Here is a 21303-nt window from a genome sequence, read left to right on the forward strand (position 1 = left end):
GACGCCTTGTCCAAGCCTCTCGGCCGGTGCTAGCGCCATGAGCCAAGGAGATACGCATGAGCGAGCCCACCCTCGATTTCGGCCTTGGCGAGATGGCGGATGCGATCCGCGAGACAACCCAGCGCTTCGCCTCCGACCGGATCGCGCCGATCGCCGCCGAGATCGACGAAAAGGACGAATTCCCGACGCAGCTATGGCCGCAGATGGGTGCGCTTGGGCTGCACGGGATCACCGTCGAGGAAGAATGGGGCGGCCTGGGGCTGGGCTATCTCGAGCATGTCGTGGCGCAGGAAGAAGTGGCGCGCGCCTCGGCTTCGGTGGGCCTCAGCTACGGCGCCCACTCAAACCTGTGCGTCAACCAGATCCGCCGCTGGGCCAACCCGGACCAGAAGGCGAAATACCTCCCCAAGCTGATCAGCGGGGAGCATGTCGGCGCGCTGGCGATGAGCGAGGCGGGCGCCGGCAGCGACGTCGTTGGAATGAAGCTGAAGGCGGACAAGAGCGGCAACGGCTATCGCCTCAACGGCACCAAGTTCTGGATCACCAACGGCTCCCACGCCGACACCCTCGTGGTCTATGCCAAGACGGGCGAGGGCAGCCGCGGGATCACCGCCTTCCTGATCGAAAAGGGCATGGAGGGGTATTCCACCGGCCAGAAGATCGACAAGATGGGCATGCGCGGGTCGCCGACTAGCGAGCTGGTGTTCGACGATTGCTTCGTGCCGCCGGAAAACGTGCTCGGCGAGGAAAACAAGGGCGTCGAAGTGCTGATGAGCGGCCTCGATTACGAGCGCACCGTGCTTGCCGGAATCCAGACCGGGATCATGCAGGCCTGCCTCGACGTGGTCCTGCCTTACGTCCGCGAACGCAAGCAGTTCGGCAAGGCGATCGGCAGCTTCCAGCTGATGCAGGCCAAGGTCGCCGACATGTATGTCGCGCTCAATTCGGCGCGGGCCTATGTCTACCAGGTCGCGCGGGCCTGCGACGCGGGCAAGACGACGCGGTTCGACGCGGCCGGCGCGATCCTGCTGGCGAGCGAGAATGCGTTCAAGGTCGCGGGCGAGGCGGTGCAGGCCTTGGGCGGCGCGGGCTATACCAAGGACTGGCCGGTCGAACGTTACTTGCGCGATGCCAAGCTGCTCGACATCGGCGCCGGCACCAATGAAATCCGCCGGATGCTGATCGGTCGCGAGCTGGTCGGCGCGTGAGCGTGGAAACCCGCCGGCTCGGGGTAGCCCAGGGGCTGGTTGCGACCGCGGCGGCCGTCTGGCTTCTTTATTACCTGCGCACGATCCTGATCCCGCTCGTCGTCGCGTTCGTGCTCACGGTGCTGGTCGATGCGTTGGTGCGATCGCTGCAGAAGCGCTGGCCGCGGTTGCAGTCGTGGGTGGTGTCGTCCCTTGCGGCGCTGGTCATCATCGGTTCGATCGCGAGCGCAATCTACGTCATCGGGCAGGGTGGGGCGCAGATCGTCAACCAGGGGCCGGCGCTGCTGGCCCGAGTCGAAGGGTTGATCGCGGACATCGGCGCAAGCTGGGGCGCGAAGGAGCAGCTGAAGCTAAGCGCGGTGATCGGGCAAATCAGCATCCCGCACTTGGCGGGGCAGGTGCTAACCGGGCTGCAAGGGCTGGTCTCGTCCCTGTTCATCGTGCTGGTCTATTTCGGCTTCATGCTCGCCGAGCGGACCCGGATCCCGAAGAAGGTGCGCAATATCGCCGGTTCGTCGGAGCATTCGATCGCCATCCTCAAGGGCACGTCGCGGATCGCGGAGGACATCCAGACCTATGTGTGGGTGCAGACACTGACCGGCGTCATGCTGGCGTTCGTGTCCGCGGTTGCGATGCTTTCGGTCGGGCTGGACAATGCGTTGTTCTGGACCTTCGTCCTATTCCTACTGTCCTTTATCCCGGTGATCGGCGTGACGGTGGGATCGGTGGCGCCGGCGCTGTTCGCGCTGCTGCAATTCACCAGCGTCTGGCCGGCGATCATCATCTTCGGCGCGATCCAGATCGCCGCCGCGATCGTCGGCAATGTCATCTATCCCAAGATGCAGGCGCAGACGCAGAACATCGGTTCGGTCGCGACTCTGCTTGCGCTTGCGTTCTGGACTTTCCTGTGGGGGCTGCCCGGGGCGTTCCTGGCAGTGCCGTTGACGCTGATGCTGATGATGGTCTTCGCCAATTTCGAAAGCACCCGCTGGGCGGCCGTGCTGCTGTCCAACGACGGCGCGCCCAACTTTCCCAAAATGCTTCCGACCGGCAACAGCCCGCACAAGAACTAGCGGCGGAGCCGGCCAGGTCGCGGGAACGAGTCCCGTGACCTGGCCAGACCGCGCCTTTGAAGCTTAGCCCCAGACCTTCACGCGCTTGTCGGGAGCGAGATAGAGCTTCTGCCCCGGCTGGACGTTGAAGGCCGGATACCAGGCGTCGAGGTTGCGGACGGTCAGCGCGCGATACTGGCCGGGCGCGTGGCCGTCGGTGGCGATGCGGCCGCGCAGTGTCTCGTCCCGCATCTTGCTGGCCCATGCCTGGGCGTAAGCGATGAAGAAGCGCTGGTCGGGCGTGAAGCCGTCGATGGTCGGCCCTTCCTTGCCGCCGAGCGAAGCCTTGTAGGCGTCATAAGCCGCGGCGAGGCCGGCGACGTCGGCGATGTTCTCGCCCAGCGTCAGCTTGCCGTTGACGTGCAAGCCGGGGAGCGGCTCGTAAGCGTCATATTGGGCGGCAAGCGCTGCCCCGGCCTGCTGGAACTTGGCGAAGTCCGCCGGAGTCCACCAGTTGCGCAGCCGCCCGGTCGAATCGAACAGCGCGCCATTATTGTCGAAGCTGTGACTGATTTCGTGGCCGATGACGCTGCCGATCGCGCCATAGTTGAAGGCCGCGTCCGCCTTGGGATCGAAGAACGGCCGAACCAGGATCGCCGCCGGGAAATTGAGCGCGTTCTGCACCGGCAGGTTGACGGCGTTGACCAGCTGCGGCGGCATCCACCATTCGGCCCTGTCCATCGGCTTTCCGAGCTTGGCGATCTGATGTTTATACTCGCCAAGCGCCGCCGCCTTCTGGTTCGCGTAGGCATTGTCGGCGGTGATCGGCACGGCCGAATAATCGCGCCAGCTGTCTGGGTAGCCGACCCCGACGACGATGTTGCGCACCTTCTTGAGCGCTTCTTCCTTGGTCGATGGCGCCATCCACTGGATCGATTCTACGCGCTTGGCGAAGGCTTCCTTGATCCCGTCGACCATCTTCTGGACTTCGGCCTTGGCCGAGGCCGGGAAGTATTTGTCGACATAGGCCTTGCCGACCGCGTCCTGCAGCGCGTTGCTGGTCGCGTTCAGCGCCTGCATCTCGCGCGGGCGCTGCTGCGGCGTGCCCTGCAGCGCGGTGGCGTTGAAGGCGAAACTGGCATCGCGGATCGGCTTTGGCAGCACGTTCGCCTGCTGGTTGAGCGTGTGGAAGACCAGCCAGTCCTTCCAGGCGTCGAGCGGTTCGGATCCGACCAGTGCCGCAAGCTTCGGGATCGCGGTCGAATGATAGGCCTGGAACTTCTGCGCGCCGCCGAGCTGCGCGGCGCCCAGCAATGCGCCCCAGTCGATTCCGGGCGCGCGCTTTTCAAGGTCGGCGCGGCTCCATACCTGCGCGCCCTTGGCGAAGTCCTCGCTTTCCTCGCGGGTCGCGTGGGCCTGGGCAATCTTCATTTCCAGATCCATGATTCGCTTGGCGGAGGCCGCCGCATCGGCGCTTCCGGCGGCCTGCATGACGGTCTGGATATAGCCGCGATATTTGTCGCGAAGGCCGGCCATCTTGGCGTCGCTCGAAAGGTAATATTCGCGCTCCGGCATGCCGAGCCCGCCCTGCAGAATGTAGGGCAGGGTCTCGCCCGGCGTATTCAGACCCTGCGTGACGAAGATCCCGAACAGATTGTCGGTCTGGAAATTGGTCGAGTTGAGCGGATCGACGTCGGCGCGGATGGTGTTGCCGATCGCCGCCGAAAGCGCGCGCTTGTCGCCGATTCCGGCGATCGAATCGAGGTCGGCCTTGGCCGGGGCCATGCCGGCGCGGTCGATGGCGTCCGTGTTGAGATAGGCCTTGTAGTAATTGGCGATGCGGCCTTCGTTCGAATTGGCGGCGGGGTTGCCCTTGAGCAATTCGTCGAACAATTCGCGCGTGTTTTTCTCGCGCACCTGGTCGGCGATGTAGAACGCACCGACACTCGACCGGTCGGCCGGGATTTCGGTGCTCTTCATCCAGCCGCCGTTGGCGAATTGATAGAAGTCGTCGCCCGGCGCGACGGACTTGTCCATCGCCGCGGGGACGATCCCAAGTTCCGTCCCGGCAGTCGCGGTTTCGGTCGCAGCGGTGTCGCCGCCCCGGTTGCAGGCAGCGGTGCCCAGCGTGAGGGCAAGTGCGGTGGCGGCAAGGAACAGTGGCGAACGGCGCATCGGACAACCTCGTGAGAAGATGAAGCTGCACGGTGGCTGCTCCGAAAGCCCCTGCTTTGCAAGCGTGACTCACCCCGCTAGGCGCTAACGCGCACGTCTGTTCGACGAACGGCCGGTCAGCGCGCCGCTGGCGCGAGCGATCGGCAGATGTAAGCCCCTTGAGTCTCTGAAATCCTTCGCATACGTTTCGCTCTTCCGGACGAGTGCCGACGTCTGGAGGGGGAGAGTTTAATGACAGCCTTGATCTGGCTGGGCGGCTTGACTGCCGCTGTCGGCGCGTCTGTGTCTTCGCCAGAAGTCCCGCCGCTACAGAGTCCGTCGCAGGTGTTGCCGCCTGGTCCATCACCGACCGCGGCTCGATTGCCCAAGGATACCTTGGTCCGGATCACGGTCGATAGAACCTTGCGATCCGACCAGGTCTCAGCCGGTGACAGATTTCCAATTCATCTTTCCGACCCGGTCGTCATCGACGGTCGGACGGCGCTACCAGCGGGTTTGAAAGGCGAAGGCGAGGTCATCGATGCCAAGAAATCAGGCATGGGAGGATCGGGCGGCCGGCTCATTGTCAACGCCCGTTACCTGCAGTGCGGGCAGACTCGCATCTCTCTTGGCAAAATGCACCTCATCAGCGCCGGCAATGAAGGTACGGTGGGAGCAGTTGCGCTGGCCGCGGTCGCTGGGCCGTTTGGAATGCTGGTTCGTGGACGCAACGGCGTCATCGCGCAGGGTGCCGCAGCCGATGCGAAGGTGATCATCGAGATCGAGGTTCCGGCAGCCTGCTGAGGCGACTGTCCAAACGCAACGTAAAACTTAAAATTTAAGGGGGAAAAGTCTTATGAAGTTGCTGACATCCGCATTTGTGGTTTTGACCATGATGTCCACCGCATATGCCGCTGCGGAAACCACTCCAATCCAGACAAAGTCGGGAACGATCGGCGCGGCGCCCGCTGGAATGGGCCAAGTAGTTTTCTTTCGCACCAGCGCGATGGGCGCTCTGTTGGGTTGCACCGTTCGTGAAGGCACCGAGGAAATCGCACGGCTCGGCGTCGGCAAGTATTACGTTGTCCCAACAGCACCCGGAATGCACGTTTACAACACCAAAAGCCTTGAATCGCGTGACCAGCTGCGGCTCGAAGTCGAAGAAGGCGAAACCTACTTTGTGAAATGCTCGATCTCGATGGGTTTCATGTCCGGCAAGGCCAAGCTCGCGCCGGCGGACTTGAGCCAGTTTGCGAAAAGCGCTGCGGGTTTGAACCTGTGGAACAACCCGAAGAATGCCGTGAATGCTGCAACATCCGCGGGCGCTGCGAAGTAAAGCTTCGAGTTGACTTGATCGATCGGGCGCAGCTGGATGCGCAGCCGCGCCCGACTATCAACGTCAACTAGGCAAGACGTTTTGCTCCGGCTAGGCGTCTCAAAATGAGCGCCCCTCGTCTCGATACCAAGGTCAGCGTCGACAGCGACGAATTTCATGCGCGCGCCGCGCATAATCGGGCGCTCGCGGAGCGGCTTCGCGGCGATGTGGCGAAGGCCGCGCTGGGCGGGTCTGAAAAGCATCGCGAGCGGCACGTTTCGCGCGGCAAGCTGCTTCCGCGCGACCGCGTCGAGCGGCTGCTCGATCCCGGTTCGCCGTTCCTGGAGATCGGCCAGCTCGCCGCCTGCGACATGTATGAAGGCGAGGTGCCCGGCGCCGGGATGATCGCCGGTATCGGGCGCGTCTCGGGCAAGCAGGCGATGATCGTGTGCAACGACGCCACGGTGAAGGGCGGGACATACTACCCGCTGACGGTCAAGAAGCACCTTCGCGCGCAGGAAATCGCGCAGGAAAACCGGCTGCCGTGCATCTATCTGGTGGACAGCGGCGGCGCCAACCTGCCGCACCAGGCGGAGGTCTTCCCCGACCGCGATCACTTCGGCCGCATTTTCTACAATCAGGCGCAGATGAGCGCCGCGGGCATCGCCCAGATCGCCTGCGTGATGGGCAGTTGCACCGCGGGCGGCGCCTACGTCCCGGCGATGAGCGACGAGAGCGTGATCGTGAAAAGCCAAGGGACCATCTTCCTCGGCGGTCCGCCGCTGGTGAAGGCCGCGACCGGCGAAGTGATCAGCGCCGAGGATCTTGGCGGCGGCGACCTGCACGCGCGCAAGTCGGGCGTCGTCGATCACCTGGCCGAGAATGACGAGCATGCGCTGACCATCGTCCGCGATATCGTCAGCACGCTGCAAGGCGGGCCGGGCGCCGGGATCGAAGTGCGCGAACCGCGCCCGCCCGTCTTCGACCCGGAGGAGCTGTACGGTATCATTCCGGAAGACGTGCGCGCGCCCTATGACGTGCATGAGATCATCGCCCGCATCGTCGACGGCAGCGAATTTCACGAGTTCAAGCCGCTCTACGGCACGACCCTCGTCTGCGGGTTCGCGCACATCTGGGGGATGCCGGTCGCGATCCTGGCCAACAACGGCATCCTGTTCAGCGAGAGCGCGGTCAAGGGCGCGCATTTCATCGAGCTTGCGGCGCAGCGCCGGACGCCGTTGCTGTTCCTCCAGAACATCAGCGGCTTCATGGTCGGCGGCAAGTATGAAGCCGAAGGGATCGCAAAACACGGCGCCAAGCTGGTCACGGCGGTTGCGACGGCGCAGGTGCCGAAGATCACGGTGCTGATTGGCGGCAGTTTCGGCGCCGGCAATTACGGCATGTCCGGCCGCGCTTATTCCCCGCGCTTCCTGTTCACCTGGCCCAACAGCCGCATCAGCGTGATGGGCGGCGAGCAGGCCGCGTCGGTCCTCGCTACCGTCCACCGCGACGCCGACACGTGGACTCCGGAACAGGCCGAAGCCTTCAAGCAGCCGATCCGCGACGATTACGAAGCGCAAGGCAATCCCTGGCACGCGACCGCGCGGCTGTGGGACGACGGTATCATCGATCCCGCCCAGACGCGCGACGTCCTCGGCCTAGCCTTCGCCGCCTGCCTCAACGCGCCGATTCCCGAGCACCCGCAGTTCGGCGTGTTCCGGATGTGATGGCGATGGGCAGGATCAACCTCAAATTTCGGGCCCTGGCGGTCGTGACCCTTTTTCTCTTCGTGGGTGCAGGGCAGGCGACCAGCGATGCGCGGGCCAAGGTCAGCTCGACCCCGGCCGCGCCGAAGCTGCTGTATCCGATCGGCGACCGCGATCTCATGACAGTGCGCGAGTCGGGCTGCGAGTTTTCCTTTGGTCCAGGCAGCATTTCTTACGTCTGGACGATCAACTCGACGTTGCTGGTGCGCACTGCGCCGGGCCTGCGCGGACTCAAACGGTGCACGATCCCGGCCAAGCGCATGTCCGCTTTCCATAGTGGCACAAAGCTGACCTGCAGCGGCCTGGAGTTGCAGATCAAAAAGGTCGGGAAGATGTCGAGCAGCGTCGAAGCCGACAGTTCAAGCTGGCCGGCGAGGCTGACGGTCCGCCAAGGCGGGACCGGTCGGCGGGTTACGCTCAAGGGCGAGGCGGGCGTGGCGTGTTAAGGACGATGGGCAACCCGTGATCACCTCCCTCCTCATCGCCAATCGCGGCGAGATTGCGTGCCGGATCATTCGGACGGCGCGCGACCTTGGGATCCGCACGGTCGCGGTCTATTCCGACGCGGATGCCAAGGCGCTGCATGTGCGCATGGCGGACGAGGCGGTGCTCATCGGGCCGTCGCCGGCGCGGGAGAGCTATCTGGTCGGCGAGAGGATCATCGCGGCGGCCAAAGAGAGCGGGGCCGAGGCGATCCACCCGGGTTACGGCTTCCTCAGCGAGAATGCCGACTTCGCGCAGGCGGTGATCGATGCCGGCCTGGTCTGGGTCGGGCCGAAGCCGGACAGCATCCGCGCGATGGGCCTGAAGGATGCGGCCAAGACGTTGATGGCCGATGCCGGGGTGCCGGTAACCCCGGGCTATCTCGGTGACGACCAGTCGCCTGAGCGGCTGCAGCGCGAGGCCGATGCAATCGGCTACCCAGTGCTGATCAAGGCCGTTGCCGGCGGCGGCGGCAAGGGGATGCGCAAGGTCGACCGGGCCGAGGATTTCATCGACTCGCTCGAAAGCTGCAAGCGCGAGGCGGCGAGCTCGTTCGGCAACGATGTCGTGCTGCTCGAAAAATGGATCGAAAGCCCGCGCCACATCGAAGTGCAGGTGTTCGGCGACAGCCATGGGAACGTCGTTCACCTGTTCGAGCGCGACTGCTCGCTGCAACGCCGCCATCAGAAGGTGATCGAGGAAGCGCCCGCGCCGGGCATGGACGGAGCCACGCGCGAAGCCGTGTGCGGCGCCGCCGTCCGGGCCGCGCAGGCCGTCAACTACGAAGGCGCGGGCACCATCGAGTTCATCGCCGACGGGTCGGAAGGCCTGCGCGCCGACCGCATCTGGTTCATGGAAATGAACACGCGGCTGCAGGTCGAGCATCCCGTGACGGAAGAGATCACGGGGCAGGACCTGGTCGAATGGCAACTGCGCGTTGCGTCGGGCGAGCCGCTACCGTTGGGGCAGGACGAATTGTCGATCGACGGCCACGCCATCGAAGCGCGGCTGTACGCGGAAGATCCGGCAAACGGCTTCCTGCCCAGCGTCGGCAAGCTGGAGGTCTGCGACCTGGCGGAGGGGCTGGCGAGGATCGAAACCGGTGTCGAGGCCGGCGATGCCATCAGCCCCTATTACGACCCGATGATCGCCAAGCTGGTGACGGCCGGCGCCGACCGCGAGGAAGCGATGCTGTCGCTTGCCGCCGCCTTGCATGGCGTGCGCGTGTGGCCGGTCAAGACCAATACCGCCTTCTTGCTGGCGTGCCTCAACGACCCGGACTTCCAGGCCGGGACGGTGACGACCGGGATGATCGCGGAGCGTGGGGAAAAGCTTACGCAAGCGCCGGCGCTTAACGACGACGACTGGAAACTCGCGGGGCTGCAGCTGTTCGCCCCATTCTATCAGGCGGGCGAGGACGCGGTTGCCGATCCCTGGTCCAGCAACTTCGGTTTCCGCCTCAACGCGTCCGATCGGACGGTGATTGCGATCCAGCACGCCGGTGAGACTCGCGCGCTGATGCTGGAGGATTGCGTCGACGCCTCCGGCTTTTCGATGCCGATCGACGGTGGGGCGCTGGTGTTCAGGAACGCGCAGCCGTTCCTTTTCACCCTCCCACGGCAGAGGGCGAGCGGCGCGGCCGCGGCGAGCGGCGCGATCGTGGCGCCGATGCCGGGCAAGGTGACGGCGGTCGAAGCCTCCCAAGGCGAAAAGGTTGTCAAAGGACAACGCTTGCTGACCCTTGAAGCCATGAAGATGGAGCATGGCCTCGTCGCGCCGTTCGACGGCGTCGTGGCGGAATTGAACGCGCAGGCTGGCGCGCAGGTCGGCGACGGCACCGTCCTCGCCCGCATCGAACCCAAGGAGAGCGAATGAACATCGAGGGAATAGCCGCGGTCGTCACTGGCGGCGCATCGGGTCTGGGCGAAGCAACGGCGCGGGAGCTGGCTCGGCGCGGGGCCAAGGTCGCTATCTTCGACCGCAATGCGGAGCTGGGCGAAAAGGTCGCGACCGAGATCGGCGGCACCTTTTGCGAAGTCGACGTGACGTCGGAGGAGAGCGTCGCGGCGGGCTTCGAAAAGGCTCGCGCGGCCCACGGGCAGGAGCGGGTGCTGGTCAATTGTGCAGGTGTCGCCACTGCCGCCAAGACCGTCGCCCGCGACAAGGAAACGAAGGCGCCGCGCCTCTATCCGGTGCAGATGTTCGAAACGACGATCGCCATCAACCTGGTCGGCAGCTTCCGCTGCATCGCCCATTCGGCGTTCGGCATGGTCGGGCTCGATCCGCTTGAGGATGGTGAACGCGGCGTCATCATCAATACCGCGTCGGTCGCCGCGCAGGACGGGCAGATCGGCCAGGTCGCTTACTCGGCGTCCAAGGGCGGGGTGCTTGCGATGGCGCTGCCGATCGCCCGCGACCTGATGGGCGACGGCGTGCGCGTGAACACCATCCTTCCGGGCGTGTTCAAGACGCCGATGGTCGCGATGATGCCCCAGAACGTGCAGGACGCGCTCGGCCAGCAAGTGCCGTTCCCCAAGCGGCTCGGCCAGGCCGACGAATATGCCAAGCTCGCCGCCTTCATCGTGGAAACGCCTTACTTGAACGCCGAGGACATCCGCCTCGACGGCGGCATCCGGATGGCGCCCCGCTAGGTAGCTTGGACCACCCGCAGCTCCTCGAAGATATCGCCATTGCCGCGCGTGAGGCCGGCGAGGCGATTTTGGGGATCGTGCGCCGCGGCTATGCGGTCGAGCACAAGAGCGACAGCTCGCCGGTCACCGAAGCCGACCGCGCCGCCGAGCAGATCATCCTCGCCGCATTGGCGAAGGCCGCGCCCGGCATCCCGGTCATCGCCGAAGAGGAAGTGGCCGTCGGCCGGATCCCCGCGCACGGCGATACCTTTTTCCTGGTCGACCCGCTGGACGGCACCAAGGAGTTCGTTCGCGGCGGCGACGATTACACGGTCAATATCGGGCTCATCGTCGGCGGTGCGCCCGTGCTCGGCGCGGTATTCGCACCCGCGACCGGCAAGTTGCACGCCGGGGCGGTGGGGCACGGCGCCTGGCTTGAAGAGCGCAGCCTTCGGACCCCAATTTCGACCCGCGCCGCGGCGGCGAACCTGACCGCCGTCGCCTCAAAGTCCCATTTCAACCAGCCGACCGCCGATTACCTCTGCGCGGTCGGCGAGTGCGACTATGTGGCGATCGGCTCCAGCCTCAAATTCTGCATCGTCGCGGAAGGAAAGGCGGACATTTACCCGCGCCTGTCGCCGACCAGCGAGTGGGACACAGCGGCCGGTCACGCGGTGCTGCTGGCGGCGGGCGGCCGGGTCGACGGCCCCGACGGCGGGCCGCTGCGCTACGGGAAGCCGGCCTTCCTGAACCGCGGTTTCGTCGCGACCGGTGGGTGGGAGGCGCTTGGGGTGAGCCCGTTCCTGCAGCCGTTTTCAGGCGGCGGCGACCTGCCGCAGGGCGTTTAGTCCGGAATGGACTGATCGAGCGTGCCGGTCCAGCCAAGGTGCTGAACCAGCCAGGGTTCCAGTTCTTCGCGCAATTGGGCGCAGCTTGTGCGCAGGGCCGGCGCCGGGTTTGAGCTGCGCCAGTTCAATCCCGATCGAACGATCGAAATCGGTACGGCCGAGGTCGCGGCGGTGTTCAAAATCCTGGGCGAACTGATCTAGGCCATGGTGGGCGGTGACGGGCTCGAACCGCCGACCCTCTCGGTGTAAACGAGATGCTCTACCAACTGAGCTAACCGCCCTGCGTAAAGGCACTGCTTCGCGCACGGACCGGCGTCAAGGTCGCCGCGGACGCTTTAAGCGCCGCAGGTTCGGCAGCCGGGATTCTTGGGCAGGCGCAAGGTTCGCCAGTCGAGCGCCAGGCCGTCGAAGAGGAACAGCTTGCCGGCCGCGTCGCCACCGATTCGGGCGAGTGCTCGGATGGCCATCAGCGCCGCGAAGCTGCCGACGGTCGCGGTAAGCGCGCCGACCACGCCCTGCTCCGCGCAAGTATCGCAATCCTCGCTGTCGAAAGCGTCGCCGACGAAGCAGCGATAGCAGGGCTGGTCCGCCTCCCAGCCGCGAAACAGGCCGACCTGGCCCTGGAACATGACTGCGGCCGCGGAAATCAGCGGGATGCGCAAGCGCGTCAGCGTGTCGCCGACCGCAAGGCGGGTGGCGAAATTGTCGCTGCCGTCGATGACGATCGCGTGGCCGCTAAGCAACTCCTCGGCGCCATTTTCCTCGAGCCGCTGCGCGATCGGCGAAACCTCGACATGTGGGTTCAGGGCCGTTGCATAGTCCGCGGCCAGCAGCGCCTTGCCTTCGCCCAGTTGGTCGTCGCGAAACATGGTCTGGCGCTGCAGGTTGGACCGGTCGATCGTACCGTCGTCGATGATGGTCAACTTGCCGATGCCGGCGCCGGCAAGGGCTGGAATGACGGCGCTGCCGATGCCCCCAGCGCCGATGATCGCTACACTTGCCGCGCGCAGCTGCCGCTGCCCGATGCCGCCGACCTGCGGCAGCACGATGTGTCGCGCGTAGCGCTCAAGCTCGGCGTCGGAGAGGTGGGTCACCGGCCCGTCGACCCGAAGCCTCCGTCGCCGCGGTCGGTGTCGCCCAGCGCGCCGACCTCGACGAAGCCTGCCTTGGTCACTGCGGCGGGCACCAATTGCGCGATGCGTTCGCCGCGGCGGACTTCGAACGGCTCCTGGCCGAGGTTGATCAGGATCACCTTCACCTCGCCGCGATAGTCGGCATCGATGGTGCCCGGCGTGTTGAGGCAGGTGATCCCGTGCTTGAACGCAAGGCCGGAGCGAGGGCGGACCTGCACCTCGTGCCCGGGCGGAATCTCGATCGCGAATCCAGTCGCAACGGCATGGCGTTGCCCGGGCGCCAGCGTGAGTTCCTCGGCGGCGGTGACGTCGAGGCCGGCGGCTTCGTGCGTGGCATATTGCGGCAACGGCAACCCCTCGCCGTGCGGCAGGCGGGTCAGCTTGATCTCGATCATTGAAACTCCTTGGCGATTCTGTCGACGAGGCGGCGCGCCACCGCCTCCTTGGTCATTTCCGGCCAATCCTCGACACCGTCGGCGGTCACGAGGTGGACGCGATTGTGGCTGCCGCCCATCACGTCGCCGGAAACGTCGTTGGCGACGATCCAGTCGGCCTTCTTGGTAGCCCGCTTGGCGGCGGCCTGGTCGACGATGTCGGCGGTTTCAGCGGCGAAACCGATGAGGAGGCTGGGCCGGCGCGCGTGCCGGCCAAGTTCGGCAAGGATGTCGCGGGTCGGGAGGAAGCGCAGCTCCGGCGGTCCGTCGCCTTTCTTGAGTTTGTGGGAGGCCGGCTCGACCCGCCAATCGGCCACGGCGGCGACCAGGATGGCGACGTCGGCAGGGAGGGCGCGCTCGACGGTGTTGGCCATCTGCTCCGCGGTTTCGACGTCGATCCGGGTCACGCCGCTTGGCGTCTCCAGCGCAACCGGTCCCGCGACCAGGGTCACTTTTGCGCCCGCGCCGGCGAGCGCGGCGGCGATTGCAAAGCCCTGGCGGCCGGACGAGCGGTTGGCGATGACTCGAACCGGGTCGATCGGCTCGTGGGTCGGGCCGGCGGTGACGATGACGTGCTTGCCGGTCAGGCTCACTTCAGCAGGTCGCCGAGCGCGTCCATGATCTGCTGCGGCTCGGGCAGCCGGCCCGGTCCGTATTCGCCGCACGCCATCTCGCCCTCTGCAGGATCGATGACCCGGACGCCGTCCGTTTTCAGTTGCGCGACGTTGCGCTGGGTCGCGGCGTGACGCCACATGCGAACGTTCATCGCGGGCGCGACGACCACGGGCTTGTCGGTGGCCAGCAGCAGCGTCGTTGCGAGATCGTCGGCGATGCCGCTCGCCATCTTGGCCAGCAGGTCGGCGGTGGCGGGGCAGACGAGGACCAGGTCGGCGGCGCGCGAGAGCTGGATATGGCCGATCTCGACTTCATCCTTGAGGTCCCACAGCGAAGTGTGGACCTGGCTTTCGGCAAGCGTGCCAAGGCTCATCGCAGTGACGAAATGCTCGCCGCCCTTGGTCAGCACCGGCGTGACTTGGTGGCCCGCCTTCTTGATCAAGCGCACCAGTTCCAATGACTTATAGGCGGCGATGCCGCCGCCGACGATGAGGAGGACCTTTGCCATCGGCGCTAGCGTAGCAGAAGCATGGCCGCCGCGGCTATCAGCCCGCCGATAATCGCGGCAAGCGCGTAGCCGCCAAGGCGCGGTCGCTGGATGACCTCGATCTCCGGTAGCGGCGGTGGAGGCGGCGCGGCGCCCGGCGGCGGGTAGTAATGGTCGAGACGATCGATCAGGTCCGGAATCTTCTTCAGTGCGCGCACGGTGTCGACGATTCGGTCGGCGTAATAGGCTTCGGGGCCGAGCTCCGTTCGCATCCAGTCGCGCAGGAACGGGTCGGCGGTTTCCCACATGTTGATGTCCGGATCGAGCTCGGTCGCGATGCCTTCGTTCATCACCATGGTTTTCTGCAGCAGCAGCAGGTGCGGCTGGGTCGGCATCTCGAAATCGCGGGTGATGGTGAACAGGCTTTCGAGCATCCGCCCGACGGAAATGTCCTTGACCGGAAGCCCGCGAATCGGCTCGCCGGCGGCGCGCAGCGCGGTTGCGAACTCGTCCACATTGTGATGGCTTGGGACGTATTGCGCCTCGAAGTGGATTTCGGCGACGCGGCGGTAATTGCCGGTGATCAGCCCGTAGAGGATTTCGGCCAGCCACACCCGCGCGCGCCGGTCGACCCTGCCCATGATCCCGAAATCGATTGCCGCAATCCGCCCGTCCGGAAGCGCGAACAGGTTGCCGTGGTGGAGGTCGGCGTGGAAGAAACCGTCGACGATCGCCTGGCGAAGGAAGGCGCGAACCAGGATCGCGGCAAGGTCCTTGCAGTTGTGGCCGGCGTCGATCAGCGCCTGGCGGTCGTTGAGCTTGATCCCCGGCAGCCATTCCAGGGTCAGCACCCGCCGCGCCGTGCGCCGCCAATCGATCTCGGGCACGTAGAAGCCCGGCTCAGCGGTCAGATTTTCCTTCAGCTCGGACGCCGACGCAGCTTCGCGCTGAAGGTCCAGCTCCCGCGCGGTCCATTGCTTGAAGTGCGCGACGACCAGTCTCGGGCGCAGCCGCGCGACTTCGCCCCCGGCGCTCTCGGTCTGCGCGGCGGCCCATTCATATGTCTCGATGGCGCGCGCGAACTCCTGCTCGATGCCGGGGCGAAGCACCTTGACCGCAACCTCGCGGCCTTCGGTCGTCACCGCCTTGTGCACCTGCGCGATCGATGCCGCGCCGATCGGGTTCGGATCGAACTCGGCGAACAACTGGTCGAGCGACGCGTCGAACGAGGATTCGATTGCCTGCCGGATCAGCGCAAAGGGCGCTGGCGGGAGATTGTCCTGCAGCCGCGACAGGTTTGCCGCCGCCGCCGCCCCCACCAGATCGGGGCGGGTCGAAAGCGTTTGGCCAAGCTTGATCGCCGCCGGGCCGATCGCCTGCAGGGCGGCTGCATAGTCCGGGTCCTTGGGCTGGGGCAGGCCGAAGCGGGCGATGCGCGCGATCCGCCGGACCTGTTTGGGCGTCGCCGGATCGTTCTCGATGCCGCGCAGCGCGCCGTGGCGAGCGAGCGTCCGCCCCCACTTCAACAGCCGCCAGACGTGGGTCGTCGTCCGGGTCAAATGCGCCAGCCGCAATGGATCGCGACGAGGCCGCCAAGGATCGGCTCGACCGAAGTGCGCTGGAATCCGGCATCCGCGATCATCCGGCGAAACTCCGGCATTTTGGGAAAGCGGCGGATCGATTCGACCAGATACCGGTAACTGGCCTCATCGTTGGCGACCGCCTTGCCGACCTTCGGAATGACCTTTTCCGAATAGCGGTCGTAAAGCGCGCCGAAGCCGGGCCATTCGGTGGTCGAGAATTCCAGGCAGTAGAAGCGGCCGCCATGCTTGAGCACGCGATGCGCCTCGCGGAGCGCGGCCGGGATGTCGGTGACGTTCCGAATGCCGAAAGCGATGGTGTAAGCATCGAAGCCCTGGTCGGGGAAGCTCAGGCTTTCGGCATTTTCCTGCTTCCAGCTGAGGTTCTCCAGCCCGCGGGCCTCGGCACGCTCCATGCCGACGGCAAGCATGTCGGCATTGATGTCGCTGACCGTGACATGGGCGCCGCGCCGCGCCATCCGGAAGGCGACGTCGCCAGTGCCGCCGGCCATGTCGAGGATCTGCTCGCCGGCGCGCGGCTTCACCCGAGCGACGAAGCGATCCTTCCACAGCCGGTGCATGCCGCCGCTCATCAAATCGTTCATCACGTCGTAGCGGCGCGCGACCGAACTGAAGACCTGCCCGACTCGGCGCGTCTTCTCGTCCGGGGTGACCAGCTGCTCGCCGAAGTTGACCTGCTCGCTCATGGCGCTGCCTCTAGCTGGCTCGGTGAACGTTCGCCATATGGCTGCTGTGCCCGAGCTTCCCGAAGTCGAAACCACCGTGCGCGGGCTAGCCAAGGTGCTCAAAGGGCAGACCATCCGCCATATTGTCGCCAATCGTGCCGACCTGCGCCGGGCGATTCCGGTCGACCTCGGCCAGCGGCTGACCGGCGCCACGGTCACCAACCTCCACCGCCGGGCGAAATACGGGATCATCGATACCGACCGCGGCGACAGCCTGGTCTTTCACCTCGGCATGTCGGGCAGCTGGCGGATCAACCGGGACCCGGAAAAGCACGACCATCTGGTGATCGAAACCGGGCGCGGGGACCGGCTGGCGCTTAACGATCCGCGCCGTTTCGGCTCGGTGGACCTGGTCCGAAGCGAGGCGGTTGGCGACCTGCCCGGGCTGAAGGGCATCGGCCCCGAACCGTTCGACCTGACCGCGCCCGAACTCGAACGGCGGCTCGATGGGCGCAAGGCAGCGATCAAGCTGCTCCTGCTTGATCAGCGGATCGTTGCGGGCCTGGGAAATATCTACGTCTGTGAGGCGCTTTATCGCGCACGGATCAACCCCAAGCGCGCCGGCGGTTCCGTGTCGCGAGGACGGCTCGAACGGCTCGTCCCCGCAATCCACGCCGTCCTCAACGAAGCGATCGACGCCGGTGGGTCGAGCCTGCGCGATTACGCCCAGCCCGACGGCGAGCTCGGCTATTTTTCGAAGAGCTTTGCCGTCTATGGCCGCGAAGGCGCGCCGTGCGAATGCGGCGGCAGCGTCAAGCGGATCGTGCAGGGCGGGCGATCGACTTTCTATTGTCCCCGCTGCCAGCATTGACCCGAATTGCCTCTGGGAGTAGGGGAGCGGCAGATCGGCGCGGAGCTGCGTGCTTCCGGCGCCGTTTTTCATGAGACTTTCCTGAGACGAGGACGAGCTAAGAATGGCGAACACGCCGCAAGCCAAGAAGCGCATCCGCCGCAACGCAAACCGCGCGACGATCAACCACGCGCGAATCAGCCGCATCCGGACCTTCATCAAGGCCGTCGAGTCGGCGGTTGCTTCGGGCAAGAAGGACGATGCGGTCCAGGCGCTTCGCAACGCGCAGCCGGAAATGGCCCGCGGCGTGGCTCGCGGAGTCCTGCACAAGAATACCGCGTCGCGGAAATTTTCGCGGCTCGCAAAACGAGTTGCGGCGCTCGGCTAAGACCGCGCCGAAATGGGACGATCTAGCGGGTCGCCGGGTAAGCCGGCGGCCCGCTTTTTTTCGCCCTGTGGAAAAAACCGAGGAATCTCCGCGATTCGCGCGGTGACCCTAAAGTTAACGACGCAAAAAAGCGCAGTTTTCAGACATTTCAGCGACTTTCCCAGCATTTCCGCTGTCAAGCCAGTTTATTTCACATTTGTGAAAATTCTCATCTTGAAAGCTGCCTCGCAGGCTTTCAGAAACACTCTTCCGAGGCGCGTTCGGCGCCGGGGGCAAGACAGAAACAGAGCATCAAGCGCGCGACTCGGAAGTCGCGTGCCGGATCGACCTGCGTCTTGATGAGGGCAGCGGAGGAGGTGCGAGCCAGTGCACGGCGGCGGGACAGATTTGGTCGACAGCAAGCTCGCGGCACCGCTTGAGGCGGCGTGGGAGTCGATCCGGTCGGGCCTTCGGCGGGACCTTGGCGCACGTACGTTCGACGGCTGGCTGAAGCCGGCCCAGCTCGGCACCCTCGACCCGGACAGCGGTGCGCTGGACCTGTTGATGCCAAGCCAGTTCATGGCCGACTGGGTGCGCTCGCACTTCGGCGAACGGTTGACCCTGGCGTGGCGCGCGACCTTGCCGATCGTCCGCGAAGTGCGGGTGATGGCGGCCGCCGACGCTCCCAAGCCGGCGCCCCTGCTGATCCTTGAGGAAATCCCGGCGGCATCGCCCGCGGAGCGCGATCCTTCGACTCCCAATTTCGACCCGCGTTACCGGTTCGAAACTTTCGTCCTGGGCAAGGCGAACGAGGTTGCGGCGACCGCCGCGCGGACGCTCGCCACCAGCGAGGAGGTGGGCTTCAACCCGCTATTCATCCATGGCGGCACGGGTCGCGGCAAGACCCACTTGCTTCACGCCATCGGTCACGCGTTTTCGGAGCGTCACCGCGGCCGCAAGATCGTGTCGATGTCGGCCGAAAAATTCATGGTCGAGTTCATCCGGGCGCTGAAGGAAAATGACACGATCGGCTTCAAGAGCAGGTTGCGCGGCGCCGACCTGCTGCTGATCGACGACGTCCAGTTCATCGCCGGCAAGGATTCGACCCAGGAAGAATTCTTCCACACGATGAACGAGATCATCGGCGCCGGTAAGCGGCTGGTGATCACCTCCGACCGGGCGCCGCAGGACCTGGACGGGATCGCGCCGCGAATCCTCTCGCGCCTGTCGTGGGGCCTGGTTGCCGACATCAACTCGGCGGACTTTGAGCTTCGCTACAACATCATCCTCGCCAAGCTTGGCGCGCTGCCGGCGGTCGAGATGCCGCGCAATGTCGTCGAATTCCTGGCACGGCGGGTGACCTCCAGCGTCCGCGAGCTGGAAGGGGCGCTCAACCGCATCGCCGCTTATGCGATGATGACTGGCCGCGAAATCGACATTGCCTTCGTCGAGGAAGTGCTCGCCAACGTGCTGCGTGCCAACCAGCGGCGGATTACGATCGACGAAATCCAGGCGCAGGTCGCCGAGCATTACCGGATCCGCAAGGCCGAGATGACGTCGGCACGGCGCGCCCGCGAAGTCGCCCGGCCGCGCCAGGTGGCGATGTACTTGTCCAAGCAGTTGACCCCCAAGTCGCTGCCCGACATCGGCCGGCGCTTCGGCGGGCGCGACCACACGACCGTCATCCACGCCGTCCGCCAGATCGAGAAATTGCGCGCGCAGGACACCGAGCTGGACGCCGATATCCGCCTGCTGACGAGGCAGCTCGAGGGGTAAGAGCGAGCAAGCGGTCAGACGGCGCCGCTCCGACTTTCAACCATACTTCGAACTACCGCCAAGCCGGCCCCTCGATCTGGAATCCCGAGGCGCGAAGCCTGTCGAGCAGCCCGCCGTTGCTGGCCAAAGCATTGAGCTTGAGCACGGCGAGTGTCGTTCCCCGCGCGTGCAATGCCCCTACGGCTCGGTTGAACAGTGTGGCACTGGCCGGCAGCCGTGTGTTCGAAGGCCAGCAGGATTGCCCCAAGGCGCTTGCCGGAGCCGCGAGGGATGCCTGGACTTGCTTGTTTGCCCAATCGCGTGAGCGCTTGCGCAACCCGTCGGGGCCGGCCTCGAGGGCGCCGATCGTGGCGCGCAGGCAGGGCAGGTGTTCCGCCGGCTGGGAAGCAAAGACGCTTCCGAGCATGTAGCTGGCCGAGGTGCGATCAATCGCCACTCTCGGCACCTTATACTTGCTGGCCGCACGCGCGACGGTGGTGACCGGCCCTTCCATCAACTTCGTCTGCTTGCGGAGTCGGTCCTGCATGTTGAAGGCGAGGTGAAGCGGGTGCCATCGGTCAAAATCGGCCGGTACGAAGCCGCTGCGTGCCAAACGCTGCAAGCGGGCTGCGTCCGCGGGACCGAGCATCGCCGACAAGCTTTGCCCTTGTGGCAATCGCGCCCGTCGTTTCCATTTCGCATAATAGCCAACGATGCTGAACGGCGAGATTCCGACTGACACCATTTGCGGAAACATGACGCGATCCGATTTGCTGACCGTCTCCGCCAGCGCCTGCGGCCGCCAGTTCGTACCCGCGGCGACGTCGTCGATGGCGCCAACGAGGACCAAGGTCGATCCACCCGAAGTCACGCGCCAGACTGGCGCGCCGGTACGCACCGCCGTTACGATAATCTCGTCGGCAGAAGCCGCAGCTGGAGCCTGAGCTTGAGCCGGTACCGTTAAGACGACAAGCGCCGCCGCACAGAGTTTAGACGACTTCAGCATACCGACCCTTTTCTCAATTCGCTCCAAGGCCGAGCCGCCATCCCTGCGTGGGACAACGATAGTTCGACCGGGGAGTCCTCACGTTCGACCGGTGGTCGAGAAAAAGCCCGCCCGGACCTTGTCCGGACGGGCCGCTTCTCCCGCTCTAGTGCGCTTGCTTAGCGATGCGCGGGAACGGTGATCCGCACAGTCTCGCCATTGCGACCGGGGAAGCCGGTGAACATCGCGTCGACCAGGTTCGGGACGAGGGTGCCGAGCTCGTCGGTCTGCGAACGCGCCCGGGCATGGCCTTCGAACAGCGGCGCATTGTCGGCGCGGCGGACGATGTCCATGTCCAGGAAGCTCTGGAAGACGGTGTAGACCCGCACGTCGCCGCCCAGGCCGCCGCCACGGCGGTACCAGAACGGGTCGTTCCAGCCGTAATAATAAGGCGAGCGCGGGCCCCAATAGCCGTAGCGGCTATAATAAGGGCGGCCGTAATAGACGCCGAAGCGCGGGTCGTAGAAGCCGCGGTAGAAGGGATCGCCGAACCGGCCGTAGCGGCCGAACGGATCGACCTCGACCTCCTGCTTGCCCTGGTCGACGCCGTAGCTGACCCGGACGAGCATGTCCGCGGCCTGCGGCGAGGCGGCGGCCCGGTATCCGCGCGCCGCCAGTTGCCGAGTCACGACACCGGCGAAGCTGTTGAACTGCAAGCCGGACGCGGTGCCGTTGCCGGGAACCACGTAAAAGGACTGGCCGGCCGGGACCGGCATTGCGGAATAGCGCGTAACCTTGGCCGGAAGGCCGGTCGTGCAGGCGGAAAGGGCGAGCGAAGCGCCGATCAGCGCCGCAGCCCCAAGCTTCTTGATGATGTTCATTACGCCTCGACTCGGAAGGAATTTCCTAGGAACTTCCGCAGTGTAGCACGGACGGCCGCCAACCGTCGATGCGA

At 65.4% G+C, this 21303-nt stretch carries 19 protein-coding genes, 1 tRNA gene and 1 pseudogene; 12 read left to right on the forward strand and 9 right to left on the reverse strand.

Going from position 1 to position 21303, the window contains the following annotated elements; genetic code table 11:
• Positions 1 to 56 precede the first annotated feature (56 nt).
• Both G7078_RS04670 and G7078_RS04675 read left to right on the forward strand, forming a co-directional pair.
• On the forward strand, positions 57 to 1208 hold the full coding sequence (locus G7078_RS04670; protein WP_166093488.1) for an isovaleryl-CoA dehydrogenase: 1152 nt from the start codon (positions 57 to 59) through the stop codon (positions 1206 to 1208).
• Positions 1205 to 2281 (forward strand): AI-2E family transporter, encoded by a 1077-nt coding sequence (locus G7078_RS04675; protein WP_166093490.1) that lies wholly within the window; start codon positions 1205 to 1207, stop codon positions 2279 to 2281. Before G7078_RS04670 ends, G7078_RS04675 begins: the two co-directional genes overlap by 4 nt.
• A 63-nt stretch (positions 2282 to 2344) precedes the next feature.
• Here the strand turns inward: G7078_RS04675 and G7078_RS04680 are convergent, their stop codons facing one another.
• Positions 2345 to 4435, reverse strand: a complete 2091-nt coding sequence (locus G7078_RS04680; protein ID WP_166093492.1) for a M13 family metallopeptidase — start codon at positions 4433 to 4435, stop codon at positions 2345 to 2347.
• Positions 4436 to 4666: 231 nt separating this feature from the next.
• Here G7078_RS04680 and G7078_RS04685 point away from each other — a divergent pair, with 231 nt between their 5' ends.
• From G7078_RS04685 to cysQ, 7 genes are all read left to right on the forward strand, one after another.
• A complete protein-coding gene (locus tag G7078_RS04685) occupies positions 4667 to 5218 on the forward strand; it encodes a hypothetical protein (RefSeq protein WP_166093494.1) in 552 nt (183 codons plus the stop codon).
• A 52-nt stretch (positions 5219 to 5270) separates the two neighbouring features.
• Entirely contained in the window at positions 5271 to 5750 is a 480-nt protein-coding gene (locus G7078_RS04690) for a DUF2846 domain-containing protein (protein WP_166093496.1), read from the forward strand.
• 104 nt (positions 5751 to 5854) lie between these two features.
• Entirely contained in the window at positions 5855 to 7456 is a 1602-nt protein-coding gene (locus G7078_RS04695; protein WP_166093499.1) for a carboxyl transferase domain-containing protein, read from the forward strand.
• Positions 7456 to 7941 carry a hypothetical protein gene (locus tag G7078_RS04700; RefSeq protein ID WP_166093501.1) on the forward strand — a complete coding sequence of 162 codons (486 nt, stop codon included), beginning with the start codon at positions 7456 to 7458 and terminating at the stop codon, positions 7939 to 7941. The genes G7078_RS04695 and G7078_RS04700 overlap by 1 nt, the downstream gene beginning before the upstream one ends.
• 16 nt (positions 7942 to 7957) lie before the next feature.
• Positions 7958 to 9853 carry an acetyl/propionyl/methylcrotonyl-CoA carboxylase subunit alpha gene (locus tag G7078_RS04705; protein WP_166093504.1) on the forward strand — a complete coding sequence of 632 codons (1896 nt, stop codon included), beginning with the start codon at positions 7958 to 7960 and terminating at the stop codon, positions 9851 to 9853.
• Positions 9850 to 10629 carry an SDR family NAD(P)-dependent oxidoreductase gene (locus G7078_RS04710; protein ID WP_166093506.1) on the forward strand — a complete coding sequence of 260 codons (780 nt, stop codon included), beginning with the start codon at positions 9850 to 9852 and terminating at the stop codon, positions 10627 to 10629. The genes G7078_RS04705 and G7078_RS04710 overlap by 4 nt, the downstream gene beginning before the upstream one ends.
• Before the next feature lie 5 nt (positions 10630 to 10634).
• Complete coding sequence (gene cysQ / locus G7078_RS04715; protein ID WP_166093508.1) at positions 10635 to 11456, forward strand: 3'(2'),5'-bisphosphate nucleotidase CysQ; 822 nt, start codon at positions 10635 to 10637, stop codon at positions 11454 to 11456.
• Positions 11457 to 11661: 205 nt separating this feature from the next.
• Here cysQ and G7078_RS04720 read toward each other — a convergent pair.
• The 6 genes and pseudogenes from G7078_RS04720 to G7078_RS04745 all read right to left on the reverse strand — a co-directional run bounded on the left by G7078_RS04720 (position 11662) and on the right by G7078_RS04745 (position 16412).
• Positions 11662 to 11737 (reverse strand) — tRNA-Val (locus G7078_RS04720).
• A 54-nt stretch (positions 11738 to 11791) separates the two neighbouring features.
• A complete protein-coding gene (locus G7078_RS04725; RefSeq protein ID WP_166093510.1) occupies positions 11792 to 12550 on the reverse strand; it encodes a HesA/MoeB/ThiF family protein in 759 nt (252 codons plus the stop codon).
• A complete protein-coding gene (gene dut / locus G7078_RS04730) occupies positions 12547 to 12984 on the reverse strand; it encodes a dUTP diphosphatase (RefSeq protein WP_166093512.1) in 438 nt (145 codons plus the stop codon). Before dut ends, G7078_RS04725 begins: the two co-directional genes overlap by 4 nt.
• A pseudogene (coaBC, locus tag G7078_RS04735) lies at positions 12981 to 14146 on the reverse strand (bifunctional phosphopantothenoylcysteine decarboxylase/phosphopantothenate--cysteine ligase CoaBC). Before coaBC ends, dut begins: the two are co-directional and overlap by 4 nt.
• 5 nt (positions 14147 to 14151) lie before the next feature.
• Positions 14152 to 15684, reverse strand: a complete 1533-nt coding sequence (gene ubiB / locus G7078_RS04740; protein WP_166093514.1) for a 2-polyprenylphenol 6-hydroxylase — start codon at positions 15682 to 15684, stop codon at positions 14152 to 14154.
• The gene (locus G7078_RS04745) at positions 15681 to 16412 is read right to left on the reverse strand and encodes a class I SAM-dependent methyltransferase (protein WP_166093516.1); all 732 of its coding nucleotides are present in this window, start codon (positions 16410 to 16412) and stop codon (positions 15681 to 15683) included. The genes ubiB and G7078_RS04745 overlap by 4 nt, the downstream gene beginning before the upstream one ends.
• A 46-nt stretch (positions 16413 to 16458) precedes the next feature.
• Here G7078_RS04745 and mutM point away from each other — a divergent pair, with 46 nt between their 5' ends.
• The 3 genes from mutM (at position 16459) to dnaA (ending at position 19384) form a co-directional block, all read left to right on the forward strand.
• Positions 16459 to 17262: a bifunctional DNA-formamidopyrimidine glycosylase/DNA-(apurinic or apyrimidinic site) lyase gene (mutM, locus tag G7078_RS04750; RefSeq protein WP_166096139.1), complete on the forward strand. Its 804-nt coding sequence runs from the start codon at positions 16459 to 16461 to the stop codon at positions 17260 to 17262.
• A gap of 103 nt (positions 17263 to 17365) precedes the next feature.
• On the forward strand, positions 17366 to 17629 hold the full coding sequence (gene rpsT / locus G7078_RS04755) for a 30S ribosomal protein S20 (protein ID WP_166093519.1): 264 nt from the start codon (positions 17366 to 17368) through the stop codon (positions 17627 to 17629).
• Positions 17630 to 17995: 366 nt separating this feature from the next.
• Positions 17996 to 19384: a chromosomal replication initiator protein DnaA gene (gene dnaA, locus G7078_RS04760; RefSeq protein ID WP_166093520.1), complete on the forward strand. Its 1389-nt coding sequence runs from the start codon at positions 17996 to 17998 to the stop codon at positions 19382 to 19384.
• Positions 19385 to 19436: 52 nt separating this feature from the next.
• Here the strand turns inward: dnaA and G7078_RS04765 are convergent, their stop codons facing one another.
• Positions 19437 to 20396: a TraB/GumN family protein gene (locus G7078_RS04765; protein ID WP_166093524.1), complete on the reverse strand. Its 960-nt coding sequence runs from the start codon at positions 20394 to 20396 to the stop codon at positions 19437 to 19439.
• A 131-nt stretch (positions 20397 to 20527) separates the two neighbouring features.
• Positions 20528 to 21229 carry a DUF4136 domain-containing protein gene (locus G7078_RS04770; RefSeq protein ID WP_166093526.1) on the reverse strand — a complete coding sequence of 234 codons (702 nt, stop codon included), beginning with the start codon at positions 21227 to 21229 and terminating at the stop codon, positions 20528 to 20530.
• Between the last annotated feature and the right edge of the window lie 74 nt (positions 21230 to 21303).

This window comes from Sphingomonas sinipercae, from assembly GCF_011302055.1.
GTDB classification, from domain to species: Bacteria; Pseudomonadota; Alphaproteobacteria; order Sphingomonadales; family Sphingomonadaceae; genus Sphingomicrobium; species Sphingomicrobium sinipercae.